General features: G+C 44.0%; 9 protein-coding genes. 6 read left to right on the forward strand and 3 right to left on the reverse strand.

Annotated elements, in window-relative coordinates:
- Nucleotides 1-22 precede the first annotated feature (22 nt).
- A complete protein-coding gene (locus tag A3739_RS13815; RefSeq protein ID WP_068476295.1) occupies nucleotides 23-907 on the reverse strand; it encodes an alpha/beta fold hydrolase in 885 nt (294 codons plus the stop codon).
- Nucleotides 908-1,182: 275 nt separating this feature from the next.
- Between A3739_RS13815 and A3739_RS28815 the strand changes: the two genes are divergently transcribed.
- From A3739_RS28815 to A3739_RS13830, 5 genes are all read left to right on the forward strand, one after another.
- Nucleotides 1,183-1,356 carry a hypothetical protein gene (locus A3739_RS28815; RefSeq protein WP_156502339.1) on the forward strand — a complete coding sequence of 58 codons (174 nt, stop codon included), beginning with the start codon at nucleotides 1,183-1,185 and terminating at the stop codon, nucleotides 1,354-1,356.
- Nucleotides 1,357-1,406: 50 nt separating this feature from the next.
- Entirely contained in the window at nucleotides 1,407-1,613 is a 207-nt protein-coding gene (locus A3739_RS31165) for an OmpW family outer membrane protein (RefSeq protein WP_255376213.1), read from the forward strand.
- Between the two features lie 92 nt (nucleotides 1,614-1,705).
- Nucleotides 1,706-1,918 carry an OmpW family outer membrane protein gene (locus A3739_RS31170; protein WP_255376214.1) on the forward strand — a complete coding sequence of 71 codons (213 nt, stop codon included), beginning with the start codon at nucleotides 1,706-1,708 and terminating at the stop codon, nucleotides 1,916-1,918.
- Nucleotides 1,919-1,985: 67 nt separating this feature from the next.
- Nucleotides 1,986-2,504 (forward strand): START domain-containing protein, encoded by a 519-nt coding sequence (locus tag A3739_RS13825; protein ID WP_068476298.1) that lies wholly within the window; start codon nucleotides 1,986-1,988, stop codon nucleotides 2,502-2,504.
- Nucleotides 2,505-2,735: 231 nt separating this feature from the next.
- Nucleotides 2,736-3,383 carry an START domain-containing protein gene (locus tag A3739_RS13830; RefSeq protein WP_068476299.1) on the forward strand — a complete coding sequence of 216 codons (648 nt, stop codon included), beginning with the start codon at nucleotides 2,736-2,738 and terminating at the stop codon, nucleotides 3,381-3,383.
- 12 nt (nucleotides 3,384-3,395) lie between these two features.
- Here the strand turns inward: A3739_RS13830 and udk are convergent, their stop codons facing one another.
- Both udk and A3739_RS13840 read right to left on the reverse strand, forming a co-directional pair.
- Complete coding sequence (gene udk / locus A3739_RS13835) at nucleotides 3,396-4,025, reverse strand: uridine kinase (protein WP_068476301.1); 630 nt, start codon at nucleotides 4,023-4,025, stop codon at nucleotides 3,396-3,398.
- Between the two features lie 21 nt (nucleotides 4,026-4,046).
- Nucleotides 4,047-5,294 carry a NupC/NupG family nucleoside CNT transporter gene (locus A3739_RS13840; protein WP_068476303.1) on the reverse strand — a complete coding sequence of 416 codons (1,248 nt, stop codon included), beginning with the start codon at nucleotides 5,292-5,294 and terminating at the stop codon, nucleotides 4,047-4,049.
- Between the two features lie 115 nt (nucleotides 5,295-5,409).
- Between A3739_RS13840 and A3739_RS13845 the strand changes: the two genes are divergently transcribed.
- On the forward strand, nucleotides 5,410-6,075 hold the full coding sequence (locus tag A3739_RS13845) for an SDR family oxidoreductase (RefSeq protein ID WP_068501234.1): 666 nt from the start codon (nucleotides 5,410-5,412) through the stop codon (nucleotides 6,073-6,075).
- Nucleotides 6,076-6,136: the final 61 nt, after the last annotated feature.

Consider the following 6,136-nt stretch of genomic DNA (forward strand, 5'->3'; position numbering starts at 1 on the left):
GATTACACCAGTGTTCGATCCGTCATTCAATGACATTATTACTCTGCCAAAACGAAATTGCTGCACGCAGCACATCCTCTGGAGCTTCGTTCTGAGGGTAATGCCCGATACCACTCAATTTGATCACATCTGGATTTGGCACAAGTTCCTCAAAACGTGCCGCCATATGCAGGCCAGAAATAGGATCCTCAACGCCATTGATAAAGCGTAGTGGAATTGCACTATTGACTACACTGCCAACCCAGCGCTCTCGGTGAAGCGCACGCTCATCCATATACCCCACTAGCTTAACCATGCAATGGCGACCGTTCTCACGCGCTAACAAGTTGAAATGTTCTTGCAATAAATCTTTAGGCAATTTCACCGCACAGATCGTGTTAAAGCTACTGACAAAACTTCTAAGGCTCGCCATACGAGCGAAAAACTTCCCAAACGGACTACGCAGCAATTTTTGCGTTAATAAAGGGCGATGTACTTCTGGAAATAATCCGCCATTCAAGAATACACAAGACAATATCTTGGCATCTGGATTCTCTTGATTGCGAGCCAAAAGTTCCTGCGCAACGGTATTACCATAATCATGTGCAAGTAAATGGTACTCCGCAACACCACACGCATTCACGAGAGCTTCAGCAATACTCGCCTGCATCATGATCGAATATTTCGGCAAGTTAGGTTTGTCTGAAAAACCAAATCCTAAGAAGTCGAAGGTAATCACGCGAAAATACTGCGTTAACCTTGGCCATATTTCTTGCCAGTCCCAACTCGATGTTGGAAAGCCATGCAACATTACTAAAACTGGTTTATTGGCATCCTGTGAATCCTGATAAAACACCTGATGCCCTTCAAATTCAAAAAATCTTCCTTGTTCACGCCACTGCGCTAAAGCCTTTTGTGCGTCGTTCAATGCCTACTCGCTTTCAGTTATTTATTGTTGCGCAGAAGCTTAAGAAACACGACATCAAAGAGCCACTCCCAAAGTGATAATTGAGCTGATTATTTCGGCCTACATAGCAATTCTGGTCTAAATTGACCTACGTAAACTAGCTGAGCACTTTGCTATGTACCAACTGGTGATGGCGAGCCAAATTGAGCTAGATCAAGTCAAACCAACCAGAAAGTTTGTACACTCGATTCCAAGTTCACGGATTAATTTATCTACAACAAAGATCGAGAAAGATTATGTTCAAGAAAAGTATTCTTTCCCTAGCAGCCGCATCCTTTGGTTTTTCAGGAAATTCATTCGCCTATCAAGAAAGCGACATTATTGTTCGCGGCGGCGCTGCAAAAGTATCTTCTGATGCGTCTAGCGGCTTAATCGGATCGATACGCCAGCATTTGGCAATACTGGCATAGGCAATGTAGATGTAGATAGCGATACCCAACTAGGCTTAAGCGGAATCTATATGTTTAGCGACACATTAGCCATTGAAGTGCTTGGCGTCACACCTTTTGAGCATGACATTAGCCTTGCGATAAATGCCGACATCGCTTCGACAAAACGCTTATCACCAACGGTGACATTGAATTACCACCTCATAAACAGCGGCTCAAAATTCCAACCCTATGTTGGCATGAGTCTAAACTACACAGCGTTCTTTGAAGGAAAGTAACACCGGCATTATGTAACGCGGCAACTTTCGAAACACTCGCTGCGGCAGCCGAAGGTGGCCCGGAGGGTATTACAAGCGTAAGCAATACAAAAATTGAATTGGAAGACAGCACCGGCGTCGCTATTCATGCCGGCTTTGATTATGTATTGACTGACAGCATTGATTTGAATGGCTCTTACTACTGGATAGACATCGACACCAAGGCTGAGATCACTACCGATAGTAACGCTGGTAAAGTCAAAGCAAGCGTTGATGTTGATATCGATCCATCTATTTACATGTTAGGTATCTCATATACGTTCTAGGCTTATATGATGGCAAGCTTGGGGAGTCTTTTGACTCCCTTTTTTTGTTCGAAATAAAAGGCTCAAAATGCAAATACTTACTCTTATCTCATGGCTACTGTTCTCAATATCCTCAATTCATGCTTGGGAGCTAGAGAAGAGCAACGATGGAATCAAGATTTTCACAAATGAAATCGAAGGCTCAGACTTCAAAGCATTCCGTGGTGAAAAGCACATTACTGCCCAACTATCTGACGTATTAATGGTGATAAAAAATTTAGAGAGCATAGATGATTGGCTACACGAATACATAAAGAACCAGATAATTGAGCAAGTCTCTGAAAACGAGATTATTGTCTATCAAGAGACAAGCGTGCCTTGGCCCATCACAAATCGCAACTTCGTTCTGAAAATGAAGGTTTCGCAAACAAACTCAAACAAGGCCGTCGTTAGGTTTTCAGCACTTGTGGAACCTGATGTGCCCGACCAAGACTGCGTGCGCGTGACGGAGCTAATTGGAGGCCGGACGCTGACACGAGAAACACCCACTTTGCTGCACATCATCTGTGAAACCTCTGCTGACCCTGCTGGAGATATTCCTGCGTAGTTAGCGAATGCATTTGTTGTAGACCAGCCTTTCAATACACTAAAAAACCTTAGGAGCATCGTTCAGGGTAAATAAGCGGGGGCTGACACCTACATCTTGTGACACCCATATCTTTTGACGCTCACATCGCTCTACGTCACAGACTACTGAGCAAGATCTACGCATACTAAGCAAACTTGCTGATTCACTCATCGTTAAAGCAAATAAGGATATTCGCTTACCGTGCCTAGTATGCCCCGCAACATTTTAGAAGTCCGTTTTATACATATCATTACGCATTGTGCGATCGTGCTCTTATCAGTACTCGCACTTGCTAGCCCTAGTTTTGGATGGGAACTAGTAAAAGACAAAGAAGGTATTCAGATATATACACGCGACTCGCGTTTTGAGAATTTCAAAATGTTTAAAGGTGAAGTCGAACTCGACACATCCATCGATGAGGCCATGGCTTATTTAAGTCAGCCCGCACTTGCAACAGACTGGCTCCATGATTGCAGCGAAAGCCGACTACTGACACTACACAGCCCAGACCATTACGTCGTTTACCAAGTGACTAGCGCGCCATGGCCCGTGAATGACAGAGATTACGTACTAGATATAAAGATTGAAAGAGATCATCAAAAGCGATCTGCAGACATCTATGTACAAGCGCTCGACGATGTAAAAACGGTACCAAGGCATAAAAAGCTTGTGCGAGTAACGGAGCTTTTTGGGCGTTGGCAGCTACAAACAATCAGTGATAAGAAAATAAAACTCAGCTATGAAACTGAAGCGAACCCTACAGGAAAAATCCCCGCCTGGCTCTCCAATGCTTTCGTGATCGACCAGCCTTTTCACACACTTCAAAATCTAAAACTGCATTTCCAAAACAAAGGATAAAACTAGTTAGACCTAATGTTTTCGGCAATGCACTCTAAACTTAGTTTGAATAAGATCAATCGCGACTGAGTTTTTACCTCCACGAGGGATAATGACGTCAGCTTGCTGTTTGGTTGGTGCAATAAAGTTCACATAGCCCGGGCGAACCGTCTTTTTGTACTGGTGAATGACCGACTCTACGGATCGACCTCGCTCAATAGTGTCTCGTTGAATACGCCTCAACAAACAAATATCTAATGGCGTATCGACAAAAAATTTAAGATCTAGCACCTCACAGAGGTCGGTGTGCGTGAACAATAAAATTCCTTCCACTACAACAATTGGTGTGGGTTCAATTACTATCGAATCGGCACTTCTGGTGTGTTGAGAAAAATCATAACAAGGCACTTCAACCGATAAGCCCTCTCGAAGCTGCGCGACATGCTCTTTTAATAAATCATGTTCAATCGCATTAGGGTGGTCATAGTTGATTTGCTCGCGCTCTTGCATACTCATATGTGACTGGTCGCGATAGTAATTGTCTTCAGAAATCACTTGTATATACTCGCTAGGAAAACTCTCTTTCAAGTTTTTCGCTAACAAACTTTTTCCTGAGGCAGAAGCGCCTGCTACACCAACCAGTAAAGGCCTTGAGTCGCTCATCACTTATCCTTTATAAAATCACTAAGCCAAACTAAGCCCGATAAATAAACCAGCAATGGTCGCGCTCATCAAGTTTGCCAAGGTAGCCGCCGCCACAGCTCGAATACCTAATTGCGCGACTTCTTGACGACGAGATGGCGCCAAAATTCCCAAACCACCAAGCAGCACAGCGATTGAGGCAAAATTAGCAAACCCACATAAAGCAAATATTGTGATCGCTTGCGAAATAGGCTGCATGGTCTCTTGATGCGGTAAAAATTGGCTATATGCGACAAATTCATTAAGAATCAGTTTTTGACCAATTAACGAACCAACGGCCTGAATATCGACGCTCGGCACTCCAATTAACCAAGCAATCGGCGCAAACACCCAACCTAGAATTTCTTGAATGGTTAAATGTCCGTATCCGAACCAGCCTCCTATTCCGCCAACAAGGCCATTAAACAAAGCGATCAAGCTGATGAATGCAATCAGCATTGCTCCGATATTCACAGCGAGTTTTAAACCATTTGAAGCGCCCGTTGCAGCGGCATCAATGGCATTGGCTGGGGCATCATTTCCTTCTTCAACAACATCCACATTTTCCTCAGGGGTTTCAGTTTCTGGCACAATTAACTTCGCCATCAACAAACCACCCGGAGCAGCCATGAAGCTTGCCGCAATGAGGTACTTTAACTCGACGCCCATCGAGGCATACCCTACCATCACCGAGCCTGCAATCGAGGCTAAGCCGCCGACCATCACCGCAAACAACTCTGATCGCGTCATCCCGGCTATATAAGGTTTAACAACAAGCGGGGCTTCAGTTTGGCTCACAAAAATATTTGCAGTCGCAGATAAAGATTCTGTTTTACTAGTCCCTAATACCTCGCGTAAGCCACCACCTAAAAACTGAATCACTTTCTGCATTACTCCAAGGTAATACAGCACAGCAACTAATGATGAGAAGAACACGACAATCGGCAATACACGAAATGCAAAGACAAATCCGCCTCCACCAAAGACTTCAAACATTTTGTCGCTAACCAGACCTCCAAACAAAAAGCCAATCCCTTCATTCGCATAATTAATGACGTGAGCAACTCCAGCTGTAATGGTATTTAATATTTCTCGACCAATCGGCACATATAAGACCAATGCTCCCAAGACTATCTGGATCGCAAGCGCTCCAAAAACAGTTCTAGGATTTACCGCACCGCGATTAGTAGACAAAAGAAAGCCAATCCCTAGTAAAACTAGAATACCCAAAACGCTAATAAACACACTCATGACTCCAAATCCTTCGCCATTAATTGTGCTGCAAGCGTAGCAAAGTTTTTATTGTTGGCTGGTTTAGCCTAAGTTTTGCAATAAAATCAAACAAAGAAAATTTACTGAGTAAAGTATGAATCAAGTCGTCGTTGTAACAGGTGCCAATCGCGGTATTTGTCTGTCGCTATGCAAACACTATGTTTCTCTAGGGTGGGCCGTGATCGCGGTCTGTCGAACGCCCTCACCTGCGCTAAGCGCCCTTGATGTCAAAATCGTTCAAGACATCGACATTACCCTCCCCTCTTCAATCGCAGCTTTAAAACAATCATTAGGTGACACCAAGATCCACCTTCTGATCAACAATGCTGGCATCTTGCGTGATGAAAAGATCGCAAACTTAAACTACGAAACTATTCGGTACCAATTTGAGGTGAATACACTGGGCCCTCTTCGCGTTACAGAAGCTCTTCAGCGCAATATGACCGATGGTGGAAAAATAGCTTTTATCACCAGCCGTATGGGGTCTATTGAAGATAACACTAGCGGTGGAAGATATGGCTACCGCATGTCTAAATGCGCTTTGAACGCCGCTGCAGTTTCGATTGCTCATGACCTCGCTGACAAAAACATTGCGGTTGCAATATTGCATCCCGGTTTAGTCGGAACGAATATGATTGGCGATATAGGTAATGTCACTCCCGATCAAGCTGCAGAACAACTCGCAAGCCGAATTGAAGCGCTAAATATCACGAACCCGGCAACATTTTGGCATGCAAAGGATCATCAACTTCCTTGTTAGCTGCGTATTGGTACTTGACCACGAACTAAATATGATAAGAATATGGGACGTCTCTCAAATT

It is taken from the genome of Oleiphilus sp. HI0067 (assembly GCF_001635735.1).

Excerpts from the sequence above, each read along its gene's own strand:
- A3739_RS28815 (WP_156502339.1), top strand. The coding sequence starts at position 1,183 with ATGTTCAAGAAAAGTATTCTTTCCCTAGCAGCCGCATCCTTTGGTTTT.
- A3739_RS31165 (WP_255376213.1), top strand. The coding sequence starts at position 1,407 with ATGTTTAGCGACACATTAGCCATTGAAGTGCTTGGCGTCACACCTTTT.
- A3739_RS13825 (WP_068476298.1), top strand. The coding sequence starts at position 1,986 with ATGCAAATACTTACTCTTATCTCATGGCTACTGTTCTCAATATCCTCA.
- A3739_RS13830 (WP_068476299.1), top strand. The coding sequence starts at position 2,736 with ATGCCCCGCAACATTTTAGAAGTCCGTTTTATACATATCATTACGCAT.
- udk (WP_068476301.1), bottom strand. The coding sequence starts at position 4,025 with ATGAGCGACTCAAGGCCTTTACTGGTTGGTGTAGCAGGCGCTTCTGCC.
- A3739_RS13840 (WP_068476303.1), bottom strand. The coding sequence starts at position 5,294 with ATGAGTGTGTTTATTAGCGTTTTGGGTATTCTAGTTTTACTAGGGATT.
- A3739_RS13845 (WP_068501234.1), top strand. The coding sequence starts at position 5,410 with ATGAATCAAGTCGTCGTTGTAACAGGTGCCAATCGCGGTATTTGTCTG.